At 65.2% G+C, this 26095-nt stretch carries 23 protein-coding genes and 1 pseudogene; 10 read left to right on the top strand and 14 right to left on the bottom strand.

Annotation, left to right across the window (positions count from 1 at the left end):
• Positions 1–8: 8 nt before the first annotated feature.
• The 7 genes from PVE73_RS11355 to PVE73_RS11325 all read right to left on the bottom strand — a co-directional run bounded on the left by PVE73_RS11355 (position 9) and on the right by PVE73_RS11325 (position 9802).
• Positions 9–2708, bottom strand: coding sequence for a nitrate reductase (locus tag PVE73_RS11355; protein ID WP_277367033.1), 2700 nt, complete (start codon positions 2706–2708; stop codon positions 9–11).
• A 103-nt stretch (positions 2709–2811) separates the two neighbouring features.
• Positions 2812–3141, bottom strand: coding sequence for a nitrite reductase small subunit NirD (nirD, locus tag PVE73_RS11350; RefSeq protein ID WP_277367426.1), 330 nt, complete (start codon positions 3139–3141; stop codon positions 2812–2814).
• 5 nt (positions 3142–3146) lie between these two features.
• Positions 3147–5594 carry a nitrite reductase large subunit NirB gene (gene nirB / locus PVE73_RS11345; protein WP_277367032.1) on the bottom strand — a complete coding sequence of 816 codons (2448 nt, stop codon included), beginning with the start codon at positions 5592–5594 and terminating at the stop codon, positions 3147–3149.
• 35 nt (positions 5595–5629) lie between these two features.
• Positions 5630–6910, bottom strand: coding sequence for a nitrate/nitrite transporter (locus PVE73_RS11340; protein ID WP_277367031.1), 1281 nt, complete (start codon positions 6908–6910; stop codon positions 5630–5632).
• 433 nt (positions 6911–7343) lie between these two features.
• Positions 7344–8564, bottom strand: coding sequence for a CmpA/NrtA family ABC transporter substrate-binding protein (locus tag PVE73_RS11335; RefSeq protein ID WP_277367030.1), 1221 nt, complete (start codon positions 8562–8564; stop codon positions 7344–7346).
• 5 nt (positions 8565–8569) lie between these two features.
• Positions 8570–9160 (bottom strand): ANTAR domain-containing protein, encoded by a 591-nt coding sequence (locus tag PVE73_RS11330; protein ID WP_277367029.1) that lies wholly within the window; start codon positions 9158–9160, stop codon positions 8570–8572.
• Between the two features lie 63 nt (positions 9161–9223).
• A complete protein-coding gene (locus PVE73_RS11325; protein ID WP_277367028.1) occupies positions 9224–9802 on the bottom strand; it encodes a sigma-70 family RNA polymerase sigma factor in 579 nt (192 codons plus the stop codon).
• A 169-nt stretch (positions 9803–9971) separates the two neighbouring features.
• Between PVE73_RS11325 and PVE73_RS11320 the strand changes: the two are divergent.
• Positions 9972–10667: pseudogene (locus PVE73_RS11320) on the top strand (fumarylacetoacetate hydrolase family protein).
• Positions 10668–10701: 34 nt separating this feature from the next.
• On the opposite strand, the gene PVE73_RS11315 reads toward PVE73_RS11320, so the two are convergent.
• Positions 10702–11259 carry a GNAT family N-acetyltransferase gene (locus PVE73_RS11315; protein ID WP_277367027.1) on the bottom strand — a complete coding sequence of 186 codons (558 nt, stop codon included), beginning with the start codon at positions 11257–11259 and terminating at the stop codon, positions 10702–10704.
• A gap of 228 nt (positions 11260–11487) precedes the next feature.
• On the opposite strand from PVE73_RS11315, the gene rirA reads away from it, so the two are divergent.
• Positions 11488–11952 (top strand): iron-responsive transcriptional regulator RirA, encoded by a 465-nt coding sequence (gene rirA / locus PVE73_RS11310; protein ID WP_277367026.1) that lies wholly within the window; start codon positions 11488–11490, stop codon positions 11950–11952.
• A gap of 3 nt (positions 11953–11955) precedes the next feature.
• Here the strand turns inward: rirA and PVE73_RS11305 are convergent, their stop codons facing one another.
• The 5 genes from PVE73_RS11305 to PVE73_RS11285 all read right to left on the bottom strand — a co-directional run bounded on the left by PVE73_RS11305 (position 11956) and on the right by PVE73_RS11285 (position 16196).
• Positions 11956–12747, bottom strand: coding sequence for a heme ABC transporter ATP-binding protein (locus tag PVE73_RS11305; protein ID WP_277367025.1), 792 nt, complete (start codon positions 12745–12747; stop codon positions 11956–11958).
• Between the two features lie 8 nt (positions 12748–12755).
• The gene (locus PVE73_RS11300; protein WP_277367024.1) at positions 12756–13853 is read right to left on the bottom strand and encodes an iron ABC transporter permease; all 1098 of its coding nucleotides are present in this window, start codon (positions 13851–13853) and stop codon (positions 12756–12758) included.
• A gap of 3 nt (positions 13854–13856) precedes the next feature.
• Positions 13857–14726 carry an ABC transporter substrate-binding protein gene (locus PVE73_RS11295; RefSeq protein ID WP_277367425.1) on the bottom strand — a complete coding sequence of 290 codons (870 nt, stop codon included), beginning with the start codon at positions 14724–14726 and terminating at the stop codon, positions 13857–13859.
• Between the two features lie 236 nt (positions 14727–14962).
• The gene (locus PVE73_RS11290; RefSeq protein WP_277367424.1) at positions 14963–16015 is read right to left on the bottom strand and encodes a ChuX/HutX family heme-like substrate-binding protein; all 1053 of its coding nucleotides are present in this window, start codon (positions 16013–16015) and stop codon (positions 14963–14965) included.
• A gap of 13 nt (positions 16016–16028) precedes the next feature.
• Entirely contained in the window at positions 16029–16196 is a 168-nt protein-coding gene (locus PVE73_RS11285) for a hemin uptake protein HemP (protein WP_277367423.1), read from the bottom strand.
• Between the two features lie 248 nt (positions 16197–16444).
• On the opposite strand from PVE73_RS11285, the gene PVE73_RS11280 reads away from it, so the two are divergent.
• The 8 genes from PVE73_RS11280 to PVE73_RS11245 are packed head-to-tail and all read left to right on the top strand — an operon-like array spanning position 16445 to position 22129.
• Positions 16445–18619, top strand: a complete 2175-nt coding sequence (locus PVE73_RS11280; protein WP_277367023.1) for a TonB-dependent hemoglobin/transferrin/lactoferrin family receptor — start codon at positions 16445–16447, stop codon at positions 18617–18619.
• Between the two features lie 11 nt (positions 18620–18630).
• On the top strand, positions 18631–19059 hold the full coding sequence (locus tag PVE73_RS11275; RefSeq protein ID WP_277367422.1) for a hypothetical protein: 429 nt from the start codon (positions 18631–18633) through the stop codon (positions 19057–19059).
• Positions 19060–19096: 37 nt separating this feature from the next.
• Positions 19097–19795 (top strand): MotA/TolQ/ExbB proton channel family protein, encoded by a 699-nt coding sequence (locus PVE73_RS11270; protein WP_277367022.1) that lies wholly within the window; start codon positions 19097–19099, stop codon positions 19793–19795.
• Positions 19785–20168, top strand: a complete 384-nt coding sequence (locus PVE73_RS11265) for a biopolymer transporter ExbD (RefSeq protein WP_277367021.1) — start codon at positions 19785–19787, stop codon at positions 20166–20168. Before PVE73_RS11270 ends, PVE73_RS11265 begins: the two co-directional genes overlap by 11 nt.
• Before the next feature lie 4 nt (positions 20169–20172).
• Entirely contained in the window at positions 20173–20577 is a 405-nt protein-coding gene (locus tag PVE73_RS11260; RefSeq protein WP_277367020.1) for a biopolymer transporter ExbD, read from the top strand.
• Positions 20574–21545, top strand: a complete 972-nt coding sequence (locus PVE73_RS11255; protein ID WP_277367019.1) for an energy transducer TonB — start codon at positions 20574–20576, stop codon at positions 21543–21545. Before PVE73_RS11260 ends, PVE73_RS11255 begins: the two co-directional genes overlap by 4 nt.
• Positions 21546–21555: 10 nt before the next feature.
• A complete protein-coding gene (locus PVE73_RS11250) occupies positions 21556–21798 on the top strand; it encodes a hypothetical protein (protein ID WP_277367018.1) in 243 nt (80 codons plus the stop codon).
• A 16-nt stretch (positions 21799–21814) separates the two neighbouring features.
• The gene (locus PVE73_RS11245) at positions 21815–22129 is read left to right on the top strand and encodes an antibiotic biosynthesis monooxygenase (RefSeq protein ID WP_277367017.1); all 315 of its coding nucleotides are present in this window, start codon (positions 21815–21817) and stop codon (positions 22127–22129) included.
• 218 nt (positions 22130–22347) lie between these two features.
• Here PVE73_RS11245 and putA read toward each other — a convergent pair whose 3' ends face one another.
• The gene (gene putA / locus PVE73_RS11240) at positions 22348–25962 is read right to left on the bottom strand and encodes a bifunctional proline dehydrogenase/L-glutamate gamma-semialdehyde dehydrogenase PutA (RefSeq protein WP_277367016.1); all 3615 of its coding nucleotides are present in this window, start codon (positions 25960–25962) and stop codon (positions 22348–22350) included.
• Positions 25963–26095: the final 133 nt, after the last annotated feature.

Here is a 26095-nt window from a genome sequence, read left to right as displayed (position 1 = left end):
ACCATTCACTACTCCGCCGCAACCGCCCGATTGGCTTCTACAATTCCCCTGATCTCCGCGCGGCAGGAGCCGCAATTCGTGCCGGCCGAGAGCGTCTTGCCGATCGCGTCCACCGTGCGGCACCCCTGCCTTGCCGCCGCCGCGATCTGGTCGGCGCCGACGCCGAAGCAGGAGCAGACGATCGCCCCGATGTCGGGACGCGCCGAGCCCGTTCGGCCCGCCACCACGCGATAGCGTGAGCGCGGGTCCGGATGGGCGGCGTCCAGTTGCTCGGCTGCAAAGCCCCGCGATACGGAAACCGGCCCCGGCGACAGGTAGAGCGCTGCGACGAGCCGCTCGCCGTTGAACATTGCAAGCCGATGGTCTCCCCTTTGCTCGTCACGATAGGCGATCACCTCGGCGCCCGCCGGAAACCCCACGAGCTTGCTCAGCAGCGCATCGGGGCTTTCCGGAAGCGCTCCGTGCGCCAGTTCCATGCGCCAGCCGCCGGTCGTGCGCGCCAGCGCCCAATAGTCGAGGCCTTCGGCTTCCGGACGCTCCCGCGAGACGGCGAAGCCGTAGAAGGCCGCCTTGAAGGAGCTCATGCGCACCGCGACATTCTTGAGCGCGGGCTGGCCCGAGACAGGGTCGGTGACGGGCGCGACCAGCGCATCCACACGGCCCCTTGCGGCAACCTGGTCCGTCCAATGCATCGGCAGGAAGACAGAGCCCCGGCGCTGCCGGTTCGAGACCAGCGCGCGGACGACCGCCGTGCCATGTCGGCTTTCGACGCGCACCAGCTCCGCCCCGCGGATGCCGAAGCGGAGCGCGTCTTCCGGGTGGATCTCGGCATACGGCTCCGCCAGATGGGCCGAAAGGCGCACGCTTTTTCCCGTGCGGGTCATGGTGTGCCAATGGTCTCGGACGCGACCCGTATTGAGCACCATGGGATAGGCAGCTTCCGTCACATTGCGCATTGTTGGCGAAATCGCAACAAAGCGTGCGCGGCGATCAGGCGTGTAGAAACCGCCATCGGCGAAGAAGCGAAGATCGCCCCCCTCCGCCCTGCCGGGCATCGCCCCCTCGAAAGCACTTTCGCGCAGCGCCGGCGCCGGCCACTGGAAGGGCTCGAGCCCTTGATAGGCGGGGGCGGTCACCCCTGCGTAGGCCCCGATGTCGAAATCGCGCGCGCCGTCATTCTCCAGCGCGGAGAGCGCGGCGTGCTCGCGGAAGATCTCAGCGGGGCTCGAATAGGCGAAGGCTTCGTTGAAGCCCATGCGCCGCGCCACCTCCGCGATCTGCCACCAGTCCGGCCGCGCCTCGCCGGGAGGGAAGAGGAAGGCGCGCTGGCGGGAGATGCGGCGCTCGGAATTGGTCACCGTGCCGTCCTTCTCGCCCCAGCCTGTCGACGGCAGCCTCACGTGGGCGTGGCGCAGCGTGTCCGTGGCGCTCGAAATGTCGGAAACGACGACGAAGGGGCAGGCCTTCAACGCCGCCACCACCGCGTCGGCATCGGGCATGCTGTCGGCCGGGTTGGTGGCCATGATCCAGAGCGCCTTGATGCGCCCATCGGCCACCGCGTTGAACATCTCGACCGCCTTCAGGCCGGGCTTTTCCGCCAGGCGCGGGGCGCGCCAGAAGCGCCGGACCAGATCGCGGTGCCAGGAATTCTCCAGATCCATATGGGCGGCGAGCATGTTGGCAAGCCCGCCCACCTCGCGCCCGCCCATGGCGTTGGGCTGGCCGGTGACGGAGAACGGCCCCACACCCGGCCGGCCGATCCGGCCTGTCGCCAGATGGCAGTTGATGATGGCGTTGACCTTGTCGGTACCCACTGCCGACTGGTTCACGCCCTGACTGTAGACGGTGACCGTGCGCTCATTGCGCGCGAAGAGGTCATAGAAGGCCTGCAGATCGCGGATGGAAAGGCCGGCCTCCTCCGCCACCTTTTCCACATCGTAGGAGCGGACCGAGGCCAAAGCCTCGTTGATTCCGTTTGTATGCTTCTCGACGTAATCCCTTGAGATGATTCCCGATTCTCCCAGATGGCGAAGCAGCCCGGCAAAAAGCGCCGTGTCCCCGTCGGGCGCGATGGCGAGGTGCAGGTCGGCGATATCGGCCGTCATCGTGCGCCGAGGGTCGATGAGAACGACCTTCATCTCCGGCCGCCGCTCCTTCGCAGCCGCCAGCCGCTGGTAGAGCACCGGATGGCACCAGGCGAGATTGGATCCGGTGAGGACGACGAGGTCGGCAAGCTCCAGGTCCTCATAGGTGCCGGGTACCGTATCGGAGCCGAAAGCGCGACGATGGCCGGCCACCGACGATGCCATGCACAGCCGCGAGTTGGTGTCGATATTGGCCGAGCCGATAAAGCCCTTCATCAGCTTGTTGGCGACGTAATAATCCTCCGTAAGCAACTGCCCGGAGACATAGAAGGCGACCGAATCCGGTCCGTGCTCTGCGATTGCGTCCGAGAATTTTTGCGCCACGAGGTCGAGCGCCTCGTCCCACCCGGCGCGATTTCCGTCGATCTCCGGAGAAAGCAGCCGCTCTTCCAGCCCGATGGTCTCGGCAAGGGCCAAGCCTTTCGAGCAGAGCCGGCCGAAATTGGCCGGGTGGTCTGGGTCGCCCTTGATGGAGACGGAGCCGTCCGGCTGCGGCGCGGCGATCACGCCGCAGCCGACGCCGCAATAGGGACAGGTCGTGCGAACCTCGCGCGCGACGCTCACCGTCCGCCTCCTGCGGGCCAATGACCGAGGGAAGGCGCCCCTTCACGCCCCGCTCTGCCCTGCCGGGCACCGCCGAGGTCCATCGAGATCGAATGCACTTGTCTCACGCCGCCTTCTCCGCCACCGCGTCGAGCCCAAGCAGCACCCGATCCCCCTCGATCCGCACGGGATAGGCTGCCGTCCTCCCTTCGTCCGCTCCTTGTGCAAGGCCGGTTTCCAATGAAATCACCCAATTGTGCAATGGGCAGGTGACGCAGCCATCGTGCACGATGCCCTGGCTCAGCGGGCCGCCGCGATGCGGGCATTTGTCTTCCAGAGCGAAGACGCGGTCATCCGCCGTGCGGAAGACGGCGATGGTGGCATCGCCGACATGCACGCAGCGCGCGCCGCGGGCGGGGATGTCTTCGAGTTTGCCGATCGCAAACCAGTTGATGATGCTCATTCGGCCGCCTCCAGGGAAAGCGTGGCCATGGGCTTGAACTCGTGCTTGTCCTTGCCCGAGACCCGCTCGGACCAGGGGTCGACCTGGGCGAATTTTTGGCTGAAGACGAAGCGATCATAGTAAGCCCTGCGCTTCCCGGTGTCCTCCAGGATTTGGCGGCGGATCTCGTCATAGCCGATGCGCTTCGCCCACTTGTAGATCCGCTCCAGATAGCGGGCCTGCTCGCGGTACATCTGGACGAGCGCGACGATCACCTCCAGCGCCTCGTCCTCCGTCTTCACGAGACCGAGCTTCTCCGTGCCCTTGATGTCGAGGCCGGCGGCACCGGCGAAATGGATCTCGAAGCCGGAATCCACGCAGATGACGCCGACATCCTTGCAAGTGGCTTCCGCACAGTTCCGCGGGCAGCCGGAGACGGCCATCTTCACCTTGGCCGGCGTCCAGGAGCCCCACATGAACTTCTCGATGCGGATGCCGAGACCCGTCGAGTCCTGCGTGCCGAAGCGGCACCAGTCGGACCCGACGCAGGTCTTCACCGTGCGCAAGCCCTTGGCATAGGCATGGCCGGAGACGAAGCCGGCCTTGCCGAGATCGGCCCAGACCGCCGGCAGGTCCTCTTTCCTGATGCCCAGCATGTCGATGCGCTGGCCGCCCGTCACCTTCACCGTAGGGATATCGAACTTGTCCACCACGTCGGCAATGGCGCGCAGTTCCTTGGAACTGGTCACGCCGCCCCACATGCGCGGGACGACCGAATACGTGCCATCCTTCTGGATGTTGGCGTGCACCCGCTCGTTGATGAAGCGCGACTGGTAATCGTCGGCGTATTCGTCCGGCCAGTCGGCGACGAGATAATAATTGAGCGCGGGCCGGCATTTCGCGCAGCCGCAGGAGGTCTTCCATTCAAGCTCCTGCATGACGGCGGGGATGGTCTTGAGCCTCGACGCCTTGATCAGCCGGCGCACGTCGTCATGGCCGAGATCGGTGCAGCCGCACATGGGTTGTACGGCAGCCGGGTTATAGCTGTCGCCCAGCGCAAGCTTCATAAGCTGTTCGACGAGGCCGGTGCAGGTGCCGCAGGAATTGGAGGCCTTGGTGTGGGCGCGCACGGCGTCGAGCGTCGTCAGTCCCTTTTCGGTGATCGTGCCGACGATCTTGCCCTTGCACACGCCGTTGCAGCCGCAGATTTCCGCATCATCCGGCAAGGCTGCAACGGCCGCCATAGGGTCCAGTTGCCCTCCTCCCTGATAGGACTGCCCGAAAATGAGCGTGTCGCGCATCTCGGCGACGTCGGTGCCCTTCCTCAGCATGTCGAAGAACCAGGCGCCGTCGGAGGTCTCGCCATACAGCACCGCGCCCAGAATGCGATTCTCCTTCAGCACCAGGCGCTTGTAGACGCCGGCGCTCGCATCGCGCAGAACGATCTCCTCGCGATCCTCCGCATCGGCGAAATCGCCGGCTGAATAAAGGGTTACGCCGGTCACCTTGAGCTGCGTCGCAGTCTCGACCGGCCGGAATGCCGCGTCCTGCTTGAGAAGCGTCTTCGCAGCCACCGTCGCCATGTCGTAGAGGGGGGCGACCAGACCGTAGCAGATCTTCTCGTGCTCCACGCATTCACCGACGGCCAGGATGTCGGGGTCCGAGGAGACCATCTGGTCGTTGACGACGATGCCGCGCTCCACATGGAGCCCTGCGTCGACGGCAATGCGGGTCTCGGGCCGGATGCCAACGGCCATGACGACGAGGTCGGCGGGGTAGATGGTGCCGTCCTCGAGCAACACCGCCTCCGCCCGCGCCTCGCCGAGGATCGCCTTAGTCTGTGCCTTGCAGTGGATCTTGATGCCCCTGCCCTCGAGTTCCTTCTGGAGGAGATAGCCCGCAGCGGGGTCGAGCTGGCGCTCCATGAGGTGGCCCATGAGATGGAGCACCACGACGTCCATGCCGCGCGATCTCAGCGCCGCTGCCGCTTCAAGCCCCAGGAGGCCGCCGCCGATCACCACCGCCTTGGCGCCGGGTCTGTTGGCGGCCACCACCATGGCGTCGACGTCGTCGAGGTCGCGGAAGGCGCGAACGCCGGGCAGTTCCTTGCCCGCGATGGGGATGATGAAGGGTGCCGAACCCGTGGCGACGACGAGCTTGTCGTAGGGGATCTCCTCGCCCTTGGAAAAGACGACCTTCGCCTTACGGTCGATCTTCGTCACCGTCTCGCCGAAGCGGCAGGTGACCCCGTTTTCGGCATACCATTCCGCGTCATGGGTGACGATCTGATCGAAGGTCTTCTCGCCGGCAAGGACGGGCGAGAGCATGATGCGGTTGTAGTTTCCGCGCGGCTCGGCGCCGAAGAGCGTCACGTCGAAGGCGTCCGGGGCGGCTTCGAAGAGATGCTCGAGCATGCGCCCCGAGGCCATGCCGGCGCCGACGACGACGAGTTTCTGAGTGGTCATGTGCGCAAGAGTCCTTCTCGTTTCCCTGGCTTCTTTCAGGCCGGCTGCAAATCCGCCTGGCGGCGCTCCATCTTGCGGATGGCCATATGCATCCAGGCGAGCGAGGCGGCGATGATGACGAAAAGCGCCATGAAGCAACTCGTCCACAGGCCTGTCAGATCGTTGAGCACGCCGAAGAGGAGCGGCAGGACGAAGCCTCCAAGACCGCCGATCATGCCGACGAGGCCGCCGACGGCACCGACGTTCTCGGGGTAGTAGACGGGGATGTGCTTGTAGACCGCCGCCTTGCCGAGGCTCATGAAGAAGCCGAGCACGAAGATGACGGCGACGAAGGCCCACGGCCCGATCTCGAAATGAAAGGTCTTGGCGCCGTTGATCCCGTGCACCACGTAGTCGGCCGCAGGCACCGACAAAATCAGCGTGCAGACCGCCGAGACGGCGAATGTCCAGTACATCACGGTGCGTGCGCCCGCCTTGTCCGAGAGGGCGCCGCCATAGGCGCGGAAGATGGATGCGGGGATGGAATAGGCAGCGCCGACCATACCGGCGGTCTCGATGTCGAAGCCGTAGACGCCAATCAGGTAGCGCGGCAGCCAGAGCGCCAGTGCCACGAAACCGCCGAAGACGAAGAAATAGTAGAGGGCGAAGCGCCAGACCTGGACATTCTTCAGTGGCTCGAAATCTGACGCGAAGCTATGCGGCTTGCCCTGGCCCGTCTGCCGGGCGCGGATCACCGGATCGTCGCCGGTGGTGAACCAGAAAACGACGGCCGTGATGACGAGCGCCACCGCCCAGACCTGCGCCACCGCTTCCCAGCCCCAGGCGACAAGCACGAAGGGGGCGACGAACTTCGTCACCGCGGCCCCCACATTGCCCGCGCCGAAGATGCCGAGCGCGGTGCCTTGCTTCTCGGGGGGATAGAACCTGGAGACATAGGCGACGCCCACGGCGAAGGAGCCGCCCGCAATGCCCACGCCGAGGGCAGCGAGGAGCATGTGCGTATAGGTGTGGGCGAAGGACAGCAGGAAGGTGGCGGCGGCCGAGGCCAGCATAGTCGCCATATAGACGATGCGGCCGCCGTAGCGGTCGGTCCAGATGCCGAGCGCCAACCGCACGAGCGAGCCGGTCAGGATCGGCGTGCCGACCAGAAGGCCGAAGGCCGTGTCGCTCAAGCCGAGTTCCTGCTTTATGCGAACGCCGATGATCGAGAAGATCGTCCAGACGGCGAAGCAGACGGTGAAGGCGACGGTGGACATGGTTAGCGCGCGGGCCGGCGTCGTGGCTGGCGCGATATCGGCTGGCTGAGGTGCAATCATTGTCGGTTCCAATCCAACTGTTCTCGCCCGAATTGCCGAGGAGCGCTCCAAAACAGAAAAGCTGCCGGCCAGACCTCGCGTGGCCCGCGCTCATCGCGCGGATGCGAGCCTGATCGGCAGCTTTGCCTCGAGCGCCCTTCGTTGGACGCTTCTTTGGTGTCCCCTCTGGGTTCCGTTATTAGCTATGCAGGTTGCGTGCCAGTTTTCCTGCGTCGCGATAAATCCAGGGAAATCAACAAACTGCCATGAAATGATGTCGTGGCTGCTTCGTTCACGCAGCGAAAAGCGCTGCCGAATGTTGCAGCGCGATGATTGTTTTATAGGCAAGTAACATGAATGCCTAAATTGAAGGCAGTCTTTCTGTAATCCGGCCGTTTCGACCGCTGGCGACATGCCTGAACGACCCGACCGGCAAGACGATGAAAGGCCGTTGTTACCGTCGTCTTTGGCCGGCAATATAGGCGCCGAGCCTTTCAGGGTCGAAAGTGGCGCCGTCGAAGAAGCCATCCGGGCCGAGCGCAAGTTCGCCTGTGCCTGCCATCGGCAAAACTCCTGAAAGCGCGCCCTCCACTTTCATGTCTACCGCCGGCACGGAAACACCGAGCGGCTGGAGCGCAGTGCGATAGAGGTCGGGCCGGAAAGAGGTTTGCGCCGTCTCTGCGTTGGCCGCGCTGTGGGCCACCTGCCCCCACCGCACCATTTGTGCGTAAAACCAGAGCGCGTGGCTTCGCCAGGGGAATGTGGCCGCCCGTTCGAACGGGAGGAAGAAGTCAGGAAAGGCCTGCGGCCCGTGGCCGGTATCGAGCCGCCCGTCGAGCGCTCCGAGGAGGAGTTCGGCGGGCCGGCCGAGATAGCGCTCCCCGGCAAGGATCTCGGCCAGTTCCGCGCGGTTGCCGGCCATTCCGCACCATTCCGCCGCCTGGTAGAGCGCGCGCATCAAGCGAAAAAGTGTATCCTGGTGCGCCACGGCCCAATCGGCGCGCACGCCCAGCACCTTCTCGGGGCTCGACCTCCAGATGGCGGCCTTGACGGTGGCGATGTGGGCGTGGCCTTCCGCCACGGCGACGCTGCTCCAGGGCTCGCCGACGCAGAATCCGTCGATGCGGCCCGCGGCGATCGCATCCGGCATCAGAGGCGGCGACAGGATGACGATGTCGAGATCCGCCTCCGCATCGATGCCGCTCGCCGCCAGCCAGTAGCGCAGCTCGAAATTGTGCCCCGAATGCGGATGGACCACCGCGAATTGCAGCCGCCCGAGCCCGGCGTTACGCCGCGTTTCAATAACGATCCTCAACGCCCGTCCCGCCGCTGCGGGATCGCCGGCGCTCCCCGCCCCCTCTCCGGCCATGGCCGCCCAGAGACCGTTGCTCACGCTGATGGCGTTGCCGCCCAATCCCAGCACCATCGGCGCCACGAGATCGAGGCGGATGGGCGTGAGACCGAGATTTGCCGCGATGGGCATGGGAGCGAGCATGTGCGCCACCTCGAAATGGCCGACTGCGATCCGGTCGCGGACGCTGGCCCAGGAGGTTTCGCGCACCAGGGCAAGGTCGATGCCCTCGTCTTCCGCAAATCCCTTCTCCTTCGCCGCGACCAGCACGGCACTGTCGAGGAGCGGCAGGAACCCGGCGGCGATTGCGTGCGTGTCGGCCATGGCCGTCATTCCTCGATAAGCCCGGAGGCCAGGATCAGGCTCTGGGCGATTTCCGAAATCTTCCTGTTCTGGTTCATGGCCGCGCGTCTCAGAAGGGCATAGGCTTCCTCCTCCGAGACCCCGCGCGAGCGCATGAGGATGCCCTTGGCGCGCTCGATCAGCTTGCGGTTTTCGAGTTCGCTCCGCGCCTCCTCCAGTTCGCGGGCCATGCGCGAATAGGCGTTGAAGCGGCTGATGGCCATGTCGACGATCGGTTTCACCCGCTCCTGCCTGAGGCCGTCCACGACATAGGCGGAGACGCCGGCATCAACCGCCGCCTCGATGGCACCCGCATCCGACTGGTCGACGAACATGGCGATGGGGCGCCTTACCGCCCGCGACAGGTTGAACATGCTTTCGAGCATGTCGCGGTTGGGGTTCTCCAGATCGATGACGATGACGTCCGGCTCGATTTCCGCGATCCGCTGGGCGATGCCGTTCACGTCCTGCACCACATGAACCTTTCCATAGCCGGCCTCGCGCAAGCCCGCCTCGATGATGGCGGAGCGCACGGTGTTTTCGTCGATGACCAGGACAGAAAGCGATCGAGGCGGCATGCCTCTATTTTGCGCATGCACAATCATTGTGCAATGCGAAAAATCTCTTCGTCAGAAAGAAACTCATGCGTAGAAGATGCCGCTGTCGCTTCCCGGGCTGGCATCTTCACGCTCGACGGCCGACACGCCGGATTTCTCGCCGAGTTCAGCCAGGAGCCTGAGGCGGGCGCGATTGAGACGGCTCTTTATGGTGCCGATGGCGCAGTTGCAGATGGTGGCCGCCTCCTCGTAGCTCATGCCGAGCACACCGATCAGCATCATCACCTCGCGCTGCTGCTCGGGCAGCCGCTGGATGGCGTTGTGGATCTCCAGGCCGCGCGCGGACCATTCCTGGGTGGCACCCACCACCGGGCGCGCCGAGACGCAGTCGGCCGAACCCGGCGCTTCCCGCTTGGCGACCTTGATCTTGGTGTAGAAGGTGTTGCGCATGATGGTGAAGAGCCAGGATTTCATACTGGTTCCGGCCTCGAACTGGTGCAGGTGGGAAAGGCCTTTTGTCAATGTTTCCTGTACGAGATCATCGGCATCGTTCGGGTCGCGGTAGAAGGTTCTCGCAAAGGCGCGCAACGCAGGAATAAGGTCGACGATCTCGGAGCCGGGATGCCTCGGGGCGCTGTCTCTCAGCTGTGGGGACGAGACCATTCCAAATCCCTTCTTTGACGGCAGATATGTTCGGCTGTTTGCGGGTTAATGCGCGATTGCGTTGGGAGTTCCAAAACCCGTGAAACTCCGCCTGCAGGACGGCGGAGACCTCGCCGTCTTGCCTCTCCGGGCCGATTCGGCCATGTCTTCGGGGCTCCTGGAGGATTTGATGATCGAATTCGTGCTTCCGCCCCCTGCCCGCCCGTCCGTCGCTGTCACCGGCAGGGTCGAGCGCTTTCCCGCGCGGCGCATTTTCTGCGTCGGACGCAACTACGCCGACCATGCACGCGAGATGGGCCACGATCCCGACCGCGAGGATCCCTTCTTCTTCACCAAACCCGCGGATGCCGTGGCCGACGGCGGGACGGCGCTTCCCTATCCTTCTCTCACCGAGGACCTCCACCACGAAATCGAGCTGGTGGTCGCCATCGGCCGCGGCGGAAGCGAAATCGCGCCCGACGGCGCGCTTTCGCATGTGTAGGGATATGGCGTCGGGATCGACCTCACCCGCCGCGACCTGCAGGCGCAGGCCAAGAAGGCCGGCCGGCCCTGGGACTGGGCGAAGGGCTTCGACAGGTCCGCCCCCTGCGCGCCGCTCCACCCGGTTGAAAGGGCAGGCCATCCCGGGAGAGGCCGCATCTGGCTCGCGGTGGAGGAGGAAATCCGCCAGGATGCGGATCTCACGGACATGATCTGGCCGGTGGCCGACATCATTGCCTTCTGCAGCCGCGCCGTCCGCCTGGAACCCGGCGATCTGATCTTCACCGGAACGCCGGAAGGCGTGGGGAGGGTGGAGCCCGGTGAGCGCATCACCGGCGGCATCGAGGGGCTGGGCGAGATCTCGATCGCGATCGGTAACCGGTAGGCAGAAGGAGAAGCGCCGGTCTCCCTGCCGGATCTCAGGCCGCGACCGCCCTGCGCGCGGCGGGAGTGAGATAGGCAGCAATGTCGGCATCCAGCGGATGTGCCGACTCGAGATCGATCACGCCGACGGTCTCACCCTCCTCGAAGGTCAGCCTTGCGGAGAATTTGCGCGCCAGAGCCCGCATTGCGTCGTTGTTCGCATGCGTGGTGACGTGAAGCTGCGTATAGCCGAGCGAGCGCGCATGCGCGATGAGCCGCTCGAAGAGGCGGCTGCCGAGCCCGCGATGCTGCAACGGCCTCTCCACGCTGAAGGCGATCTCCGCCGTCGGTGGGTCGAGTTCCGGCCGCTCGTGCAGTTCGGCGGCGCCGAGCACGCGGCCGTCCTCCACATATCCCACGACCGTCGCCCCCTCGTGGAAGCTGCGCAGAGCGTAGTCTTCGAGAAAGGCGTCGCTGATGGCGCCGTTGAAACGATCACGGCGGCTCTCGCGGTCGAGCCGCAGAAGATGCTCGCGGAAGAGATTCAACTCTGAAGGCCTCAGCCGGCGAATCACGCCCGAGGGCTCCACTGTCGATCTTGACGATTGGACCATAAGCCGTACTCCTCGCGGGTTCCTCCCCGAGCCGTTCGACTCGTGACCTTATATGTGCGTGAAAGCGACTTTCACAAGACTTGCAGCCGCATTGCGGGTTTGCGGGCGGTGCATATCTCGATATTGTGATTTTTCTGGAGTTGCAAAGTCATATTTTTGCTGAATCGACTCTGGAATTATTCTAAACTCTGATCCATATTGAAGCTGGCTTCGAGCGAAAGGCATGTTATGCGGCTTACCCGACAAACGAACTACGCGATCCGGATCTTGATGTACTGCGCGGCCAACGAAGGCCGGCTGAGCCGGGTGCCGGATATCGCGCAGGCCTATTCGCTGTCCGATCTTTTTCTGTTCAAGATCCTCCAGCCTCTGGTGGAGGCGGGTTTCGTGCAGACGGTGCGCGGCCGCAATGGCGGCGTGAAGCTTGCAAAACCGGCAGAGGACATCACGCTATTCGACGTCGTGCGCGTGACGGAAGAGAATTTCGCCATGGCGGAATGCTTCGAAAACGACGGCACGGACTGCCCGCTCATCGAGGGCTGCGGCCTCAACGAGGCGCTGCGCCGGGCGCTCGGCGCCTTCTTCGAGGTGCTTGCCTCCTATTCGATCCAGGACTTGGTCGATGCACGGCCCAACATGCGCGATCTCCTCGGACTGGAGACAGGGGAAGCGCCGGCCGCAGCGACCGCCTGAGCCTCAGGCGCTTGCCGCCTGAGGCAGCACGAAGGGCATGGTACCGGCGGGTACGGCGCCCACTCTCAGCCGACAATCGAAGACCTCCGACAGGAGCGCATCCTGCATCACCTCACCGGGCGTGCCGGCGGCGACACTCCTTCCACGCTGCATAACGTGCACCATATCGGCAAATGCCGCCGTCAGATTGAGGTCGTGAAGCACGGCCACCACCCCTCCCCCGCGCTCGGCGAAATCGCGCGCGATCCGCATTACGAGGAGCTGGTGCTTGATGTCGAGGCTCGACACCGGCTCGTCGAGCAGGAGATAGCGCGGCCTCCCCTCCAGCACCGGCGCCCAGACCTGGCAGAGCACGCGCGCGAGCTGTACGCGTTGCTGCTCGCCGCCCGAAAGCTCCTGATAGAAGCGGCCGGCGAAGCCTGCAAGGTCCACCTTGGCCAGCGCACGCTCCGGCAGGTGCTCGTCCTGGCCGGGCAGCGCCCCGGAGCGCCCGCCCATGAGCGCGAGCCGCACCACCTCACGCACCGTATAGGGGAAGGAGAGGACCGTCGCCTGCGGCAGCACCGCCCGCACCACCGCCGCTTCCGTCGGCCTGAGGCCGGCGAGCTCACGCCCGTTGAAGGTGATGCTTCCGCCATAGGGAAGATCGCCGGACAGCGCCTTGATCAATGTTGATTTCCCCGAGCCGTTGGGGCCGACAATGGCCGTCACGCGGCCGGGCTCTGCGGAGAAATCTACGGATGAAAGAATACGCTTGCGGCCGATGGAGACGCTGACGTCACTGGCTTCGATCATGGGGTGCCTCAAAGGTCGAGAATGCCGCGCCGGCGCAGGAGCACCCAGAGAAAGAAGGGTGCGCCGAAAACGGCCGTCACGATGCCGATCGGCAGTTCCGCGGGCGCGACGATGGTGCGGCTGACGGCGTCGGCCAGGAGAAGCAGGCTCGCCCCGAGAAGCGCGGAAGCCGGCAGCAGGTAGCGGTTGTCCGGCCCGATCACGAGCCGGAGCAGATGCGGCACGACGATGCCGACAAAGCCGATCCCGCCGGAAACGGCTACGGAAGCGCCGGTGGCCGCCGCCACCGATAGGATCGCGAGCGCCTTCATGCGCTGGACGGGCACGCCCAGATGCCGCGCGGAAGGCTCGCCCAGCGCCAGCGCGTTGAGGCCACGGGCAAGGAACGGTCCGGCCGCGAGCGCGGCGAGGATGATCGGGCCCGCAGCCCAGATCTTCGCCCAGGTCGACCCGCCCAGCGAGCCGAGTTGCCAGAAGGTGAGGTCGCGGAGCTGCCGGTCGTCGGCGACATAGATGAGGATGCCCGACAAGGCCGCGGCCAGCGCGGCGAGCGCGATTCCCGCCAGAAGCATGGTGGCGATCGAGGTCTGCCCCCGGCGCGTGGCGACGCGGTAGAGCAGCAGCGTCGTCACCAGCCCGCCGACAAAGGCGGCAAAAGGCAGGGCATAGATGCCGAAAAGGCCGATGAGAGGTGCAAGCACGGTGGTGCCGAGCACGATGACCGAGATCGCGCCGAGCGCCGCGCCGGCCGAGACCCCGACAATGCCGGGATCGGCGAGCGGATTGCGGAACAGACCCTGCATCACCGCGCCGGAAACGGCGAGCGCAGCCCCCACCAGGATCCCCATCGCGATGCGCGGCAGGCGGATATCGTGGATGATCAGGCGGTCGCGGACCGACAGCGCGCTTTCCTCCCCCCCGCCGAGCCAACCCCGGATGACGCCGGTCACGGACGCATCGGAGGCACCCGTGGCGACGCTCACGGCCGCAACCGCGACCAGCAGCAGGAAAAGCAGCACGAGGATCAGCCGCGCCCGCGCGGAGCGATCCCCTTCCGGCACGTTGGCGATGCCGCGGGAGAGTGTCATTTCAGCAGACGGGAACATGTTTCAGTTCGCGATCGAGGCGCCGTAGAGCGCCGCTGCAAGGTCGCGGACGGCGCCGGCCGTGCGGGGGCCAAAGCCGAGCAGATAGCTGCCGTCCATGCGCACCACCGCCCGGTTGCGGCCCGCAGGTGTCGAGGCGATTGCGGCATTGGCCAGCAGTTCGGCATCGCCCGAATCGAGGCCGCCGCCCCGGTTCATCACCAGGATGACGTCCGGCTGGGCCTCGATGATCGCCTCCTCGGATACCTGCTTATAGCCCGGGAAAACGCCGACGGCATTGACGCCGCCCGCCATGCGGATGATGCCATCCGCCGCCGTGCCCGTGCCGGAGGCGAGGATACGGCCGCCCTGCGTGCTGAGGACAAAAAGCACGCGCTTGCGTTCCGCGATGCCCTTCGTGAGGGCCTCGGCCGCGTCGATCTCGCCCGCGATCTTTTCGGCCAGAGCTTCCGCCTTCTCCTCCGCGGCGAGTGCGGCGCCGACGACCCTGATTTTTTCGATGATGCCGTCGCGGTCAAAGCGGTCCGGCACCAGCAGAAGGGGCACGCTCCCCCTGGTGAGCACGTTCATCGTCTCCGGCGGACCGCTCCCCTCCAGCGCCAGAATGGCCGTCGGTGCAACCGAGAGCACGCCTTCCGGCGCAAGCTGTCGCATATAGCCGATATCGGGAAGCTCCAACGCCTCCCGCGGGAAGACGCTCGTCGAATCGCGGGCAACGAGCTTGTCCTGCTCGCCCAGCGCGTAGACGATCTCCGTGAGGGATCCGCCAATGGAGACCAGCCGGGAGGGGTCGGCGAAAGGCTCGGGCAGATCGTTCTGCGCGTGAGCCGGAAGCGAGAAGAGGACCACGGTGATCGACAGCGCGGCAAGCATGGTCGCCTTCGCAAAGATCGCTTGGAGACGCTGGCGTCCCTTCGCCCCCCCTTCTGGCCTGCCGGCCATCTCCCCCGCGAGAGGGGAGATCGGCTGTCTCCGCGGCTTTCGCCAATTGCCGATATGGAAGGACAAGCGATGGAGCAGGCGGCCGGCGTGATCTCCCCCCTCGTGGGGGAGATGGCCGGCAGGCCAGAGGAGAGCGTGAAAAGATGCCGGCATCTCCGCAACTCCCCTCAAGCCGCCGAGGCGTGCTGAAGACGCGGCAGGCCTTCCACAAGCCCCCGCCAGTCGGCCCGCTCGTCCTCGCCCTCGTGCCTTTTGCCGAAGAACTGGATGACGAGATGGCCGGCGGCGTTATAGGCCTCGAGCGAGGTCACATGGCCATCCCTGGTGGGCTTGCGTACTGCCCAGAGCTCGACGAGATGATCGAGCCTGAGATGCAGGTGGAAGGTCGGGTCCATCACGTTGAGCCAGGGCCCCATCGGCACCACCTTCACGACCGGACCGGAATGGATCTGGATGCAGCCGCGGCTGCCCACGAAGCACATGATCGGGATCTGTTTTTCGACTGCGCGCTCCATCATCGCGGGCACCGCCCCACCATCCAGCCGCCAGGCGAATTCCTCGCCGATCAGGTGTACGGCCTGCCGACGCGTGAGCTTCAAACTGCGCAGGATTCCCACGAACTGATGCACGTCCTGCATCGCCGTCCAGCGCTCCCGCAGGGCCGAAACATCCGCGTCCGCCTGCGGCGCCTCGCTCGTGATAATCGGCGCAACCTCGATGGCCGGGCTCTGCTCGGTGCTCGAGAGTTTTTCAACGAGTGCCAGATAGGCGTTGAGGTCCGACTCGGGTCGCAGATGCACCTTGTGCACGGCGTCGCCTGCCCGGTCGAAGAACTGCAGGCTGTGCCGCACCTCGCCTCCATCGCGCTTCTCCACGGCGAAGCCATGGACCCAATGGGATGGGAAGATGCGAAGATCGATGTCCCGGCCGAGCACGATCGCGCTCCTGTCGGAGGCGGACGCGTTTTCATAAACGCCGATCTTCTCGTGCACCGCGCTTTCGTTGCGCGTCAGCGCCATCACGGATCCCACCGCCTGCATGCCGGCGAGGAACTCCGCCACGCGCGGCTCGATCCGCCGCACGCCATGGCCGCAATGGGCAGCCACCAGCTCGGCCTCGGAGATGCCGAGGATGCGGGCGAGGTCCCGCTCGCGCATCTTTGGATTCTCCGCGCGCCTGCGCCGAATGTCCTCCGGGCGAAAGATGTCTTCGGTTACCATCATGCCCCCGGATTCACTTGTTGAGAATGAGCTTGCCCTGCCTGGTGATCTTCAGGCGGTAATAGGAACCTGCATGGGCTATGGCGATCTCCTGCGCCCCGCGGAAGAGCTCTTCGCTCGTCAAGGTGCGAACGGGTGCCTCGCGGCGCCGAAGCTCGCGATCATGGTCTATCGGCGGCAGATTGCGGTCCAGAGGAATTTCAGCGTTCACGTTCCGATGCCCTTGTTTCCGCGCCTGGCTCGCTTGGGCTGGCTGGGCGACGTCGTCGTGTGATCTGATTTCTTGACACCAATAATCAACTTAACTAGGAAGCGCAATACCGGATAAAGGAAGTCAACATTTAGCCTGCCGGGGGCAAGGCAAGCCAGCAAGCCTGCAGCGCGCAGGCAAGCCAGCGAACGCCTCATCGAGAGATCAGGGGATTCGCAATGAAGGGGCCATTGGCTCGAAATCGGACGGCGATGCTAGGCTGCGCGGCCGTCATTTGGTGTGTTTCAATGCAGGGGGCGGCAGCTCAGGAGACGGATGATAACACAATCGGCGTCACCATGCTCCAAAGACTCGTTGTCGGCGCGGGCGTGGAGAAGGTTGCAATCGATACGCCCCAGTCGGTCACTGTGGTTGAGCAGGAGGACATCGACGACGAGCAGGCCACAACGGTCGGTGAGATCTTGGAAAGTGTACCCGGGGTGAACACGTCTGGTTCCGACCGCGTTTTTGGCCAGACCTTCAACATCCGCGGCATCGGCGCACCGGAATCGGCCAATGAGGAAGGCCGCATCATTGTCACGGTCGATGGAGCGACGAAGTTCTACGAACAGTACCGCATGGGCGGCTTCTTCTCCGAACCCGAGCTCTACAAGCGCGTAGAGGTACTGCGCGGCCCTGCCTCCTCGACGCTCTACGGTTCGGGCGCGCTCGGCGGCGTCATCCGGTTTGAGACGAAGGATGCCTCGGACTTCATTGCCGACGGGCAGAACGGCGCGCTGCGGCTGAAGAGCGGCTATAACTCCAACAAGGACGGATGGCTTGGCTCCGCGATCCTCGCGCAGCGCTGGGGCGAAAACGCGGAATTCCTGCTGGCCGGCAATTACCGTCGCGCCGATCCGTACGAAACCGGCGACGGAACGGTAATCCGGAGTTCCGATTTCAAGGCTTGGTCGGGCCTCGCCAAGGGTACGTTCCAAGTGGGAGATGAAGGCACGCTGCGCCTTTCTTATCAGCAGTGGGATTCAGACGCAGATGATCAGGATTACGCTCAGGTCGGCGGTCCGGTATCGGGAGGGAGCGTCAGTGGGTTCGGGACAGTGGACCGGCACGTCATCGACCGCACGGCAGTGATCTCCTACGAAGATCCCGTATCAGACAATGACTGGGTCGACTTGAAACTCTCGGCATCCTTTTCCGACACAGCGGTGGAGCAAACGGATGCGTCGGGAGCTCCGCCTTCCCTGACCTGCGTTCAGAGTGCGCTCTTTTGTGACACCGACTACGGTTATCAGACTTGGCAGTTCAACGCCCAGAACACCAGCCAGTGGCAAGGTGACAGTTGGGAAAACCACCTCACCTACGGTTGGCAGACCTCTTATCAGATCCGGACGGCAGAGGCGATCAGCGCCACAGGCGCACCCGTCGGGATCACCTTCCACCCCGAAGGCACAGACCTAAAGACCGGCGTTTTCGTACAGAACGAGTTCATCTGGGACGAACGGCTGACGATCATTCCCGGCGTGCGGCTGGACTGGCACCGGCTCTCGCCTGAGGACGGGATCGCGGGCGCCGAAGATACGGACGACACAGCCGTCTCGCCGAAGATCGCGGCCCACTACCGCTTCAACAAGAACTTCGCAGTCTTCGGCTCGATCGCCCATACGGAGCGGTTTCCGACAATCGACGAGGTCTTCTCCACGAGTGGCAGTCGCAGCACATTTAATCCGAGCCTCGATCTCGAAAAGGAACGTTCAAACAATTTTGAGCTTGGTTTCGCAATCTCGGGCTACGACCTGTTGGAATCCGGCGACAGCCTGCAGATCAAGACGACCGGTTTCTACAATGACATCAAGGATTTGATCTCATTTAATCCAAACCTCGCACCGGGCTATAACAACGCGCCGGGATACGTCAACATCGACGATGCGGAGATCTATGGCGCCGAGGTCGAGCTTGCCTACGAAGCCCACCATGTCTTCGCGGAAGCCGGATATGCGTACGTGGTCGGCAAAGACAAGACCACCGGTGACTATCTCACCACCATCGCGCCGCATGAGCTATCGCTCACGATTGGCGGCAAGTTGCCTGCGCACGACCTGAGATTCGGCTGGAAAGCACGCCTCGTAGCTGCTCCGCAAGACGACTGCCGCCGTTCCGAAAATCCCGTCGTCTGTGCAGGCGACAGTTCGCAAGGCTCTCAGCGTTTCGCCGAATCGTTCGATGTCCACGACGTATTTCTCACCTGGACACCGCAGGAAGGCCGCTTCGCGGGTTGGGAGGCCAATCTGGGCGTCGAGAACGTCTTTGACACGCAGTACAAGGAATTTCTCCACAACGACGCCGCGAAAGGCCGGACCTTCAAGGTTTCGCTCGCCAAGCAGTTTGGATGGTGATCGTGAAGTGCATGTCAAAATACCGGCTGTACCCGATGCTCGGTTTCCTCGTTGCAGCGGGCGCCCTGCCCGCCGCAGCCCAAGGCGATGGCAATCAGCCCTCCCTCTCCATCGAGCTGAACGGGGCGGAGCCCAGCGAGCGCGGATGCAGGCTCACCTTCGTCGCGGCCAACCGGCTCGGGCAGGATATCGCCCGGGCCGCCTATGAGGTGGCGCTGTTCGGGAAGGACGGGCTCGTCGAGCGGCTCACCATCCTCGACTTCAAGGAACTGCCGGATGCCGAGACCAAGGTCCGCCAGTTCGACATGCCGGAGATCGATTGCGCCAATCTCGGCCGTGTTCTGATCAACGGCGCCACCGCCTGCGAGGGGCCGGACGCCTCCGCCTGCATGAAGCGGCTGGAAGCCACCACGCGCGGTGCGGTCGCATTCGGAAAATAGGACCGGCAAGCAGAACGCCAGCAAGGACAGGATAAAAATGCCCGCAGGACTGATCGATTCCATCACCTCCCTTCTCGAGCTCGGCGGCCCCGTCGTCGTCTTGATTCTCGTCCTGTCGATCTTCGCGGTCGCGATGATCCTCTTGAAGCTCGTGCAATTCTGGCGCGAGAAGGTGGGGCGCCACCGCAGGGCGGAACGGGCCCTGCATGCCTGGTTCCATCACGGCTACGGCGATGCGCGCAACCTCATCGAGGGCGACCGTTCGCCCGCGGGCGAGGCGCTTTCCGCCTGCATGCGGCTGGCGGTCGCGCCCAACATGCCCAAGGACGCGATAGAGGACGAGGTCGGGCGCATCGCGCTCACGCGCCTGCACGAGTTGCAGCGCGGCTTGCGCGCGCTCGACGCCGTCGCGCAGATCTCGCCGCTCCTGGGCCTCTTCGGTACCGTGCTCGGCATGATCGAGGCTTTCCGGCAGCTCCAGGAGGCCGGCAATGCGGTCGATCCCTCGATGCTGGCCGGCGGCATCTGGGTGGCCCTTCTCACCACCGCGGCGGGCCTCGCCGTCGCCATGCCCGTCTCCCTGGTGCTGACCTGGTTCGAAACGCGGGTGGAGAACGAGCGCGTGGCGATCGAGACCATGACGAGTGCGGTGCTCTCCCACCGCACCGCGGGCCGGCACACGGAAGCCGAGGCCCATGCGGTAAAGGCGGTCGCGGGGGCGGCCCATGCGCATTGACCTTCCGGTCTCCCGGCGGCGGCCGTTGTCGATGACGTCGCTGATCGACGTCATCTTCCTGTTGTTCCTGTTCTTCATGCTCTCCTCCACCTTCCTGCATTTTACCGAGGTGGAGGTGACGGGCGGTGCCGCCTCCAGCGCCGCCGCGACGGAGGCGCCAGACATCCTGATCCGGCTCGATGGCGAGACCTGGCAGGTGAACGGCGTCTCCGCCGATCCCGACCAGGGGTTGGCGGAACTCAAGCGCCTGCAGGACCAGGGTGCCGAAAAGGCCGTGCTTCTGGTGCGCGAGGGGCTCACCTCGCAGGACCTCGTCAGCGCGCTCGAGCGCATCCGCAAGGAAACAACCCTGTCCGTAACCGTCGCGAGGTGATTGCATGTTGCGCCTTTCCCGCCCCCTGCCCCCGCGCCAGCGCGAAAGCACCATCGCGCTGATCAATGTCGTGTTCCTGATGCTGGTGTTCTTCCTGGTGGCCGGCACGCTCGCCCCGCCGCTCGACAAGGAGATCGACCTGATCTCGACCGCAACGACCGAGCGCAGCACACCGCCCGACGCGCTCTTCGTGACGAGCGAGGGCGAGTTGCGCGTAGAGGGCACGACGACCACCGCGGCCGCTTTCCTGGAGAGCCTGCGGGCAAGCGGCGCGGCGGAAGGCGAACTCGAGGTGAAGCTCGCTGCCGATCGGAACCTGCCGGCCGTCCGGCTGGTGGAGATCGTGGGCGAACTGCGCCAGGCGGGCGCGGTGAAGATCAGCATCGTCACGGAGCTCGCCGCCGAATGAGGAAGCGTGCATGGGTTCTGGCATTGGGCGCCTCCCTCGTGCTGCACGCGGGAGCGGCGGTGCTGTTTCAGCCGAAGGAGGAAGAAGCCCTGGTCGCAGGCGGCGAAAGCGGGGAGATCATGATCCTCGGCAATGCCTTCGCGGACATGACCGCCGCCGGAACGCCCTCCGAGACCATCGAGCCCGTGGCGGACCCCGCAACGACGGTCTCTCCGGTGGAACCGGAGGCGGTCGAGGCGGAGACGGTGGTCCCCGTCGAGGCGCCGTCGCCCTCCGTGGCCGAAACCCCGGCGGAGGCCGTGCCGCAAGCGGAAACGCCGGAACTCGCGGAAACCGAACCGACGGAAGCGGCACCGGTCGAGGTGGCCGTGCCCGATCCTGTCGAGGTGGAGCCGGCCGAACCGCAGGAAGAGGTGGTGGCCATGGTTCCCGTTCCCCGGCCGACGCCTCGCCCGCACTACGAGCCGCCGAAGGCCGAGCCCCGCCGGGCGGAAACGCCTCAGCCGAAAAAGGCGGCCGCGCAGCGTCAGGCAGAGCGGAAGCAGGAAAGGCCGGTCCGCCGATCGGCGGGTTCCGGCGGGCGGGACACGCAAGAGGCAAGGCGCGGGTCGTCCGACGGCAGCACGGCGGCACGCGACGCCGGCAGCCGTGGCGCCGGCAGGGCTTCACAGGCCGGTAATGCCGCCGTTTCGAACTACAAGGGGAGAGTCAGGAGGAAGCTCGACCGCGCACTGCGCTATCCGCGTGATGCGGAACGCAACCGCGTGCGGGGCGAAGTGGTCGTATCCTTCACGATATCGGGGAACGGCTCCGTCAGCGGAATCCGTGTAGCCCGCAGTTCCGGCCATCCGGTCCTCGACCGGGCGGCCATTGAAACGGTACAGCGCGCCGCCCCCTTCCCTGCAATACCGGCCGACGCTGGCCGCGCGTCCTGGCCGTTCACTGTGCCCATCGCATTCACACGCTAACGGATAGCCCATGTTCCATCTCGCCGCACTTCATCAGCTTGGCGTCGCGCGCGGCGACGGTCTCAGGCCGGAATTCCTGGAACTTGCCCGGCGGCAATCCGAAAGAGGTCATCCGGCGGTGACGGAGATCTACGGAAACCGGCAGGCCGGCCCCGATCCCGCGCCGCGTCTGGATGGCATGCTGCCGGAAAATGTGGTGTTGTTCCCGCAGGCCGCTTCGGAAATGCCGAAAAAGTCAGTGATCACGAAGTGAAAATGAAGGAAAATCGATGTTCGTCGCGATGAACCGCTTCAAGGTGACGGAAGGACAGGAAGAGGCCTTCGAAGAGGTCTGGAAGAACCGGGATTCGAGCTTGGGCGAAATGCCGGGTTTCGTCGATTTCCACCTGCTGCGCGGTCCGCGCAACGAGGAAGAGGGCTACACGCTGTACGCCTCCCACACGGTCTGGAGAACACAGGAGGATTTCGTCGCCTGGACCAAGTCGGAGAATTTCCGTAACGCGCACAAAAATGCCGGCCAGAACAAGGTGCTCTACAAGGGTCACCCGGTGTTCGAAGGATTTTCCGCCGTCGAGGGGGCGTGAGTATTCGGTAACGGGAAGGCGCCCGCGGTATGTACCCTCTGGCCTGCCGACCATCTCCCCCTCGAGGGGGATTATAGCGCGGCCGCCTGCTCCAGAGCTCATTCTTCTACAGGCGTGCTGACTGGCGAAATCAAATCGCTACGGCTGATCTTCCCCTTGAGGGGAAGAGGTCCTGCAGGACAGGGAGGAGCATTCACCAAACGGTGATTGCCCAGCGATTACGCCGCCGCGAGCAGGCTTGCATTGCCGCCGGCCGCCGTCGTGTCCACGCAGACGGAGCGCTCGTGGACATAAGCCGCGGGATAGAGAAGCTCCGTCACCAGCGGCACGATCTGCCCTTCGCGCGCTGCGAGCGCGCGTCTCAGCGCCGCAAGCCATTCCTCGCCACCGGCGGCGGCCACGAGATCGACCGACAGGGTTTCAAGCGTCTCCGGCGCCACGGCGCCGTCGAGCGCGGCGAGCGGTAACCCCGCCTTGAGCAGCGGCTGCAGCGTGGCCTGCGCGTTCTGCGCGACGGCGAGCACCGCATTGCCGGCGGCGAGCGCCTGGATCACCTGCGCGGCGAGTATCTCGTCGTCCGCGCCCAGGCAGAGGACCCGGCCGCGTGGGGCAAGCTGAAGGGAATTGGCCTCGCCCGTCGGCCCGGGCAGGTCAACCGGACCGAGGTCGACGGCGGAAGCCGCGGCCAACACTTCCGGCCACCGGCCGCGCAGGGTCTTGCGCAGCACGACGATCCTGTCGGTTCGGACGGCCCAGCCGCTTCCTTGCGCGTCCGGGAAGGCCTGTACGAACCTTTCGCCATCGATCGCCGGCGCGTTTGAGGGCACCGCCCGCGCGCCCGCCTTGCCGCGCCGGAAACGGCGCAGATAGAGTGGACCGCCAGCCTTCGGTCCGGTGCCCGAAAGCCCCTCGCCGCCGAATGGCTGCGAGCCGACGACCGCGCCGATCTGATTGCGGTTCACGTAGATGTTGCCGACGTGGACGCCGTCGACGATTTCCTGCACGCGCGCGTCGATGCGCGTGTGCAGGCCGAAGGTGAGCCCGTAACCCCTGCGATTGATTTGGGAAATCACCTTTCCGAGGTCTTCCGCCTCGAAGGTGGCCACGTGCAGCACCGGCCCGAAGACCTCGCGTTCGATCTCCTCGATGCCCGACACCTGGAAGGCGGCGGGCGCCACGAAACGGCCGCCCTCGGGCTTTTCGATCCTGGCGATCAGGCGCCCCCTCTCCTCCATCTCCTCGCAATAGGCGGAAATACCGGAAAGCGCCTCGTTGTCGATGACGGGGCCGACATCGGTGGAGATCAGCCACGGGTCGCCCACGACAAGAGCCTGCATGGCGCCCTTCAGCATCTTGGTCATCCGCGCCTCCACGTCTTTCTGCACATAGAGGATGCGCAAGGCCGAGCAGCGCTGCCCCGCGCTCTGGAAGGCAGAGGCGAGGATGTCGCGCACCGCCTGCTCGGGCAGCGCGGTGGAATCGACGATCATCGCGTTGAGCCCGCCCGTCTCCGCGATCAGCATCGCGTCGGGCGCGGCGGTCTTTGCAAGCTGCCGCTCGATCAGCCGGGCGACTTCGGTGGAACCGGTGAAGCAGACGCCTGCAATGCGCGGATCGGCAGTGAGTGGCGCGCCCACCGACGGGCCGTCGCCCGGCAGGAGATGCAGAACATCTTCGGGAACGCCCGCCTCGTGCATGAGCGCCACCGCACGCGCGGCGATGAGGCAGGTCTGCTCGGCAGGCTTCGCCACCACGGCATTGCCGGTGGTGAGCGCCGCCGCGATCTGCCCCGTGAAGATGGCGAGCGGGAAGTTCCACGGCGAGATGCAAGCGATCACGCCGCGCGCCTCCGTCCCCTCCTCCGCGCGCACGGCCTCGTTGGCATAGTAGCGCAGGAAGTCGACGGCCTCCCGCACCTCCGCGATGCCGTCGGCCAGCGTCTTGCCGGCCTCGCGCGTGCAAAGCGCGAAGAACTCGCCGGCATGGTCCTCGTAGAGATCGGCGATGCGCCGCAGGATGTCAGCGCGCTCCGCCACCGGCCTTGCCGCCCAGGTGGGCTGAGCGGCGAGCGCGAGCCCCACGGCTTCGCTCGCCTGCTCCGGTGAGGCGTCGGTCACCGCGCCGACGATCTCGCTGGTGCGGGCAGGGTTTACGATCGTGCGCGTTGCGCCCTCGCCTGCGGCGCGTGTGACCGGACGCGCCTCCCAGCGATGCGGCGACTGGAACGGCCGCCGCGCGGCCCCGATCTCGCCGAGTGTCGTCGGGTCGGTGATGTCCCAGCCCTTCGAGTTCAGCCTCTGCGGGCCGAAAACGAGCTGCGGCGCGGGGATGGCCGGATTGGCGGCGGAACCTTGGGTCTCCACCATGCCGAAGGGATCGCGGGCGATCTCCTCCGCGCTCACCTCCTCGTCGACGATCTGGTGCACGAAGGAGGAGTTGGCGCCGTTCTCAAGGAGTCGGCGCACCAGATAGGCGAGCAGGTCCTCATGCGCACCCACGGGTGCATAGATGCGGCAGCGCGTGCCCTCGCGGCGGCGGATGATCTCGTGGAGCGAATCACCCATGCCGTGCAGGCGCTGAAACTCGAAGGACTGCTTGTCCTGCGCCATGGCGAGGATGGCCGCGGCCGTATGCGCGTTATGCGTGGCGAATTGCGGATAGATGCGGTCGGTGAGCGAGAGCAGCTTGCGCGCGCAGGCGATATAGGAGACATCCGTGTTCGCCTTGCGCGTGAAGACGGGGTAGCCGGCAAGCCCCATCACCTGGGCGCGCTTGATTTCCGTATCCCAGTAGGCGCCCTTGACGAGCCGCACCATGATCCTGCGGTTAAGCCTCTCCGCCAGTGCGTGCAGCCAGTCGATGATGAAGGGCGCGCGCCGCCCGTAAGCCTGGACGACGACACCGAACCCGTCCCAGCCTTCAAGCGATGGATCCGCCAGCACGTGTTCGATCACGTCGAGCGAAATGTCGAGGCGGTCCGCCTCCTCCGCGTCGATATTGAGGCCCATGCGGGCAGCCTCGGCGTCCTGCGCAAGCAGGAGCAGGCGTTCCGTCATCACCGGCAGCATGGTTTCCCGTTGCGTCGCCTCGTAGCGCGCATGGATCGCCGAGAGCTTTACCGAAATGCCGGGATTGGCGCGGATGTCGCCGCTCTTCGCCTCGCCCTTGAGCGAGGCGATCGCATCGCGGTAGGCTTGGAAATAGCGTAACGCGTCGGCATCGGTTCGTGCCGCCTCCCCCAACATGTCGTAGGAATAGGTGTATCCCTTGGCGGTCAGGCTCCGGCCGCGCTTGAGCGCTTCCCCGATGGTGCGTCCGAGCACGAACTGTTCGCCCATCTCGCGCATGGCGGCGGCGACCGCGGTTCGGATGACCGGCTCGCCCAGGCGGCGCACCATGCTGCGCAGGGTGGCCTCGATGCCGCTGCCCTCCTCGTCCAGCACGCGGCCGGTCAGCATCAGCGCCCAGGTGGATGCGTTGACGAAAATCGAGGCGGATTCTCCCGAATGGGCCGACCAGTCGTGCGGCGCGATCTTGTCGGCGATCAGATCGTCCATGGTCTCGGCGTCGGGCACGCGCAGCAGCGCTTCCGCCAGGCACATCAGCGCCACGCCCTCGCTCGTCGAAAGCCCGTATTCGGCGAGGAAGGATTCCATGAGATGCCGGGTCGAGCCTGCCCGCACCCCGCGTACCAGTTCCGCGGCCTTGGCCGAGATCGCCTCGCGGCGCGCCGGCGACAAGTCCGCAAGCTCGACGAGGCGCTTCAGGAGCGCGGCCTCGTCGGCCAGATAGTGTTTCCGGATCTCCGCGCGCAGGGCATCGAGAGCAGGCATCGTGGACCTCGGCCGTCAGTGGATTTGGAGCTTCATATCATATGGGGCCGGAGCCCCCCGGCCCAAAATGAAGGCATTGCCAGTCCAAAGAGACTATTCTACTGCAAGGAAACAATAACACCGCACCAGGGGA

The sequence above is a fragment of the Chelativorans sp. AA-79 genome (genome assembly GCF_029457495.1).
Taxonomy (GTDB): domain Bacteria; phylum Pseudomonadota; class Alphaproteobacteria; order Rhizobiales; family Rhizobiaceae; genus Chelativorans.
The sequence above is the reverse complement of the archived record's forward strand: the minus strand, read 5'-3'. Positions and strand labels throughout refer to the sequence as shown.

Excerpts from the sequence above, each read along its gene's own strand:
- PVE73_RS11325 (WP_277367028.1), bottom strand. The coding sequence starts at position 9,802 with ATGGTCTCGTCCCCACAGCTGAGAGACAGCGCCCCGAGGCATCCCGGC.
- PVE73_RS11330 (WP_277367029.1), bottom strand. The coding sequence starts at position 9,160 with ATGCCGCCTCGATCGCTTTCTGTCCTGGTCATCGACGAAAACACCGTG.
- nirB (WP_277367032.1), bottom strand. The coding sequence starts at position 5,594 with ATGACCACTCAGAAACTCGTCGTCGTCGGCGCCGGCATGGCCTCGGGG.
- PVE73_RS11255 (WP_277367019.1), top strand. The coding sequence starts at position 20,574 with ATGAGGAAGCGTGCATGGGTTCTGGCATTGGGCGCCTCCCTCGTGCTG.
- PVE73_RS11245 (WP_277367017.1), top strand. The coding sequence starts at position 21,815 with ATGTTCGTCGCGATGAACCGCTTCAAGGTGACGGAAGGACAGGAAGAG.
- PVE73_RS11275 (WP_277367422.1), top strand. The coding sequence starts at position 18,631 with ATGTCAAAATACCGGCTGTACCCGATGCTCGGTTTCCTCGTTGCAGCG.
- PVE73_RS11260 (WP_277367020.1), top strand. The coding sequence starts at position 20,173 with ATGTTGCGCCTTTCCCGCCCCCTGCCCCCGCGCCAGCGCGAAAGCACC.
- PVE73_RS11315 (WP_277367027.1), bottom strand. The coding sequence starts at position 11,259 with ATGGTCCAATCGTCAAGATCGACAGTGGAGCCCTCGGGCGTGATTCGC.
- PVE73_RS11270 (WP_277367022.1), top strand. The coding sequence starts at position 19,097 with ATGCCCGCAGGACTGATCGATTCCATCACCTCCCTTCTCGAGCTCGGC.
- PVE73_RS11340 (WP_277367031.1), bottom strand. The coding sequence starts at position 6,910 with ATGATTGCACCTCAGCCAGCCGATATCGCGCCAGCCACGACGCCGGCC.
- PVE73_RS11280 (WP_277367023.1), top strand. The coding sequence starts at position 16,445 with ATGAAGGGGCCATTGGCTCGAAATCGGACGGCGATGCTAGGCTGCGCG.
- PVE73_RS11300 (WP_277367024.1), bottom strand. The coding sequence starts at position 13,853 with ATGTTCCCGTCTGCTGAAATGACACTCTCCCGCGGCATCGCCAACGTG.
- PVE73_RS11295 (WP_277367425.1), bottom strand. The coding sequence starts at position 14,726 with ATGCTTGCCGCGCTGTCGATCACCGTGGTCCTCTTCTCGCTTCCGGCT.
- putA (WP_277367016.1), bottom strand. The coding sequence starts at position 25,962 with ATGCCTGCTCTCGATGCCCTGCGCGCGGAGATCCGGAAACACTATCTG.
- PVE73_RS11335 (WP_277367030.1), bottom strand. The coding sequence starts at position 8,564 with ATGGCCGACACGCACGCAATCGCCGCCGGGTTCCTGCCGCTCCTCGAC.
- PVE73_RS11290 (WP_277367424.1), bottom strand. The coding sequence starts at position 16,015 with ATGGTAACCGAAGACATCTTTCGCCCGGAGGACATTCGGCGCAGGCGC.
- PVE73_RS11250 (WP_277367018.1), top strand. The coding sequence starts at position 21,556 with ATGTTCCATCTCGCCGCACTTCATCAGCTTGGCGTCGCGCGCGGCGAC.
- rirA (WP_277367026.1), top strand. The coding sequence starts at position 11,488 with ATGCGGCTTACCCGACAAACGAACTACGCGATCCGGATCTTGATGTAC.
- PVE73_RS11305 (WP_277367025.1), bottom strand. The coding sequence starts at position 12,747 with ATGATCGAAGCCAGTGACGTCAGCGTCTCCATCGGCCGCAAGCGTATT.
- PVE73_RS11265 (WP_277367021.1), top strand. The coding sequence starts at position 19,785 with ATGCGCATTGACCTTCCGGTCTCCCGGCGGCGGCCGTTGTCGATGACG.